Annotated in this window: 3 protein-coding genes and 1 pseudogene; 3 read left to right on the forward strand and 1 reads right to left on the reverse strand. The window is 60.9% G+C overall.

The window, feature by feature from the left end; genetic code table 11:
- A partial coding sequence (locus tag AADA04_RS05790; protein WP_340692301.1) for a hypothetical protein occupies positions 1–481 on the reverse strand: 481 nt, incomplete at its 3' end.
- Between the two features lie 187 nt (positions 482–668).
- Between AADA04_RS05790 and AADA04_RS05795 the strand changes: the two genes are divergently transcribed.
- The 3 genes and pseudogenes from AADA04_RS05795 to AADA04_RS05805 all read left to right on the forward strand — a co-directional run.
- Positions 669–2,528, forward strand: a complete 1,860-nt coding sequence (locus AADA04_RS05795; protein WP_340692302.1) for a hypothetical protein — start codon at positions 669–671, stop codon at positions 2,526–2,528.
- A gap of 93 nt (positions 2,529–2,621) precedes the next feature.
- Complete coding sequence (locus AADA04_RS05800) at positions 2,622–3,332, forward strand: acylneuraminate cytidylyltransferase family protein (protein ID WP_340692303.1); 711 nt, start codon at positions 2,622–2,624, stop codon at positions 3,330–3,332.
- A pseudogene (locus tag AADA04_RS05805) lies at positions 3,332–3,801 on the forward strand (hypothetical protein); the annotation flags it as partial. The gene AADA04_RS05800 and the pseudogene AADA04_RS05805, both read left to right, overlap by 1 nt.

Consider the following 3,801-nt stretch of genomic DNA (forward strand, 5'->3'; position numbering starts at 1 on the left):
ATATGCACAACAGCGTAATCCGGACGAGCGTGTCGAAACAAAGCCTTGCGAAAGATGCGACCACGGCCACAGATATCGGCTGGGCTGTGCGGGTCGATTCCTTGTTGCGGCTCTTCACAACCATGATGGGCCGCGTGATCAGCCCCGTCAGCAAGGACCAGATTGTGACATTGAAACTGATATAGATCGCCGGATTCAATCCGTCGTAGACAGGAAAGACCCGCAGGTTCACCAGCAGGATATAGACTGACAAGGGCACAAGGGGCAGCGCGAAGTTCCAGAATACGCCAAATACCGTGCCCCGGTAACTGCTCCGGAATTCGGCGCCAAACATCGCCGCGATGTGCGACCGAAACGACCAGACTTCCGCGAACAGCTCCCGGATCGCCTCGAATGCGTCCGCTGAATACCGTGAGTCCGGCACATAGGTCCGCACCTGAACGCCGTTCTGAACCTGCTTCTCCAAACGATCTTTATTCATGTTTCCAGACCGTTATCCGACGATTGAACTGAGGGTGCAAAATCTGTCTCCGACGTGCCCGACAGGGTACTCAGTGTCAACATAGCCCGTCCGGTTCGGCGCGGTCGACTGAAAACAGCATGCGAACATTGACGCCGGAGGCGCTGCCGCGCAAAAGCAGGACATCTGCGATTGTCCAAGGCGACCCATGACCCTCCCCTCTGATCGTATGCACCGGGATCTGAGACCTGCAAACTCCCTCGTCGTCATGGGAAACGGCCCCAGCCTGCGTGGATTCGACTTTGGGCGCCTGTCCGATGTGGATACGTTGGGCATGAACGCGGCGTACAGGCACTGGGATCGCATTGACTGGCGTCCGACCCACTATGCTTGTCTAGACGACGCACTCATCGACACGCACCGGAGCGAAATACTGCGCTTGATTGCAGAAAAACGAATCCGCTCCTTTTTCCTATCCGGCCGCATGCTCGAGCTTGAGCCTGGCCTGGCGGGTCATCCGAATGTGCGATTCCTGGACGAATTCGTCCCCTATTGGTTCAGGGAGCGCGGGCAGGCCCACGGCTTGACATTCATCGACAGCGAGGCGTTCCGTACCGAGCAAGCCAACTTCATCACGACCGGCGCCTATTCGGTGCGCTATGGTGCTTGGCTCGGCTATGCCCAGATTGTCCTCCTCGGTATCGATCTGACCTATCAAACGCTGTCAGAGGCGGACCCGGTCGATAATCTCCGCCTGATAATGACCGAAACACCCGCCAGCAATCCGAATTATTTTTTCGACGACTATCAGCGGCAGGGCGACGCCTTTCAGGTTCCCAATCCTGAGGTCCATGCCCGGGAACTGCATATCGCCGCGTTCGAGGCGGTTCGCGACGATTTCCTGCGCGAACAGGTGCCTGTGACCCTGATCAATGCGAACCGCGACTCGCGGCTGAATGCAGAAGCCATCCTGCCTTACGGAGATTTGGAGGGGCTTCTGAACGAGGCAGGCGTGGGCACCATTCTGGTCCCCCTCACGACTGGCGAGCAGGACCAGGCCCTGGACAATCTCTGGCTCTGGGCCCAGCCGGCGTTTTTCCCCAGTCTCGTCCCCCCGCCGTCACGTCGGCCCGATCTCTTCTTTATCTGCAACAATGCCGCCGCCGCAGCCTGCGAAACCAGGGTCCAGGCCTTCCTCGCAAGTGAGCCCGGCCTGCGCCAGTGCTTCGACGAAGTCCAGTTTTTGAATCTCAACCTGACGGGCGATGCGGACGTGTACCGCCGCGAAAATCAAGGGCCCCGCACCAGCCAGGGCTTTCGCGCCGGGCCGAACAACATCTTTTTCGCCGCCATGGACGCGGTACGCGGCCACTGGGGCCACGCGCTGTACATGGAAACCGACTGTGTCCCCATCCGTCCCGACTGGCTGGGACAAATCAACCGCCACCTACGGGGCGCAGAGCCCGCCTGGGTCACGGGCAGCATCTATCGCGGCTCCGACCCCCTCGGCCAGCGCGAGAAGCGCCACATCAACGGCAACGCCATCTATGCGACCAGCGACCCAACCTTCCAGCACTTCATCGACACGGTCTGGCAGCCCCGACTGGCAGAACTCGTACTTAAGCATCCGGAAATGCCGTTCGATTGCCTAATCGAAGCTCTCTACGAAGGCGCCGATGGTGGGCGCGGGGACGACGATTCCGATTGGCAGCTTATCCGCACGACCAGCCACAATTTCCGCTATTCTGCTCTCATCCCGAACCTGACCGGCGACAGCGCCTCTCTGCACACCCTCGCCAACCAGTTACAGGAATTGCTCCAATCCTCGCCGCACTCCTGCATCGTGCACGCACGCCGCCTTGCTGCACTGATCGCTCCCTTGCGCGACAGCGGCGCCAAGCCGTCCGCCATTGAACTGCTTACCCTGATGCGCGAAGCCGCCGACGGCCTGCCGCCCCGTGCGGCCGCCTCGCGCCACAATCGCAAGGGACAGCCTAGCTGGACGGTGGACCGCGTCCGGCAGGGACTGGCCCGGCGTATTCCAACCCTTCGCAGGTTCATGGATTGAGCCGTCGCACCCCGATTGCGGGCTCAGGGCTCATGCCGTATTGGGCATGGCTTCTGACGCACAGGCCATTGACGCCCTGACTGGAAAGACCCGATGACCGAACACCCCAAGATAACGGCGCTGCTGCCAATGAAGGCACATAGCGCCCGCGTGAAATCCAAGAATTTCCGGCTGATTGCCGGCAAACCGCTGTTCCAGTGGATCCTCGACGCCCTGCTCGCCGTGCCTGCCATCGACAAGGTCGTGATCAACACGGACGCCCGGCAGATCCTAGCCGATGAGGGCCTGTTCGACAGCGCGCGCGTCATGATCCGCGACCGCAAACCAGAATTGTGCGGCGACTTCGTCTCCATGAACCTCGTGCTCGGCGACGACATCGCGAACGTCCCGTCCGACCATTACCTGATGACCCACACGACCAATCCGCTGCTGCAGCCAGACATGATCGAAACCCTGATCGCCGCCTATCTTGGCGCACTCGAAGCAGGTACGGCGGATTCGCTGTTCACGGTCAACGAAATGCACACGCGCTTCTACACTGCGGACGGCGCTCCGATAAACCACGATCCGGACAACCTGATTCGCACGCAGGACTTGCCCGCCTATATGGAAGAAAACTCGGTCTGCTACCTGTTCAGCCCGGCGAGCTTTGCATCCACGAACGCCCGCATTGGCCGCAAGCCCCTGCTCTTCCCGACACCAAAACTGCAATCTGTCGACATTGATGAAGTGTCCGACTGGTTCATCGCCGAATCCCTGCTGACGCGCGTCGCCGCCGGCGAAAAACTGCCTGAGGAAGCCTGATGTCCCATCCCCGTATCCTCGTGACCTGCCCGCCCATGCTCGGCCTCTTTGCGGAGTTCGCAGATGACTTCGCCGCCCACGGCCTCGAAGGCGTGCCCGCAAAGACCTCCCAGATCCTCAGCGAGGACGAACTGATTGCCCTCCTGCCCGGTTTCGACGGCTGGATCATTGGCGACGACCCGGCCAGCCGCCGCGTTGTCACCGCCGCCAAGGCAAGCGGCCTGAAAGCAGCCGTCAAATGGGGTGTCGGCGTTGACAATGTCGACTTCGCCGCCTTCAAGTACCTCGGCCTGCCCGTCGAGAACACACCCGGCGTGTTCGGCGCCGAAGTCGCCGATGTTGCTCTGACCTACACGCTCGGCCTCGCCCGCGAAACCTATCGCATTGACCGCGAAATCCGCGAGAAAAGCGCCTGGCCCAAACCCAGCGGCATCAGCATGACGGGGCGCACCGTCGCCCTGGTGGGCTT

This window comes from Hyphomonas sp., from assembly GCF_037969335.1.
In the GTDB taxonomy this organism is placed as follows: domain Bacteria; phylum Pseudomonadota; class Alphaproteobacteria; order Caulobacterales; family Hyphomonadaceae; genus Hyphomonas.